Source organism: Rhodococcus sp. PAE-6 (assembly GCF_025290685.1).
In the GTDB taxonomy this organism is placed as follows: domain Bacteria; phylum Actinomycetota; class Actinomycetes; order Mycobacteriales; family Mycobacteriaceae; genus Rhodococcus; species Rhodococcus pyridinivorans.
The window spans coordinates 1-233 of sequence record NZ_JAOCLZ010000250.1; the positions used below are offsets into that span (position 1 = coordinate 1).

Here is a 233-nt window from a genome sequence, read left to right on the forward strand (position 1 = left end):
TCTCGTCGAAGTTCGCGACGGTCGCGAAGACGAACCCGTTCATCGGCGATCCGATCGTCGTGGGTTCGGAGCCGGGCTCGGCTCCGGAGATCGTCGCCGCCGCGTCGGCCGACCTCATCGGCTGGGCGCACAACGAGACCTCCACGGGTGTCGCGGTTCCGGTGCAGCGGCCCGCCGGTTCCGACAACACCCTGATCGCGATCGACGCGACCTCGGGTGCCGGCGGCCTGCCG

General features: G+C 70.8%; 1 pseudogene. It reads left to right on the forward strand.

Going from position 1 to position 233, the window contains the following annotated elements:
- Positions 1-233: pseudogene (locus NVV99_RS26915) on the forward strand (phosphoserine transaminase); the annotation flags it as partial.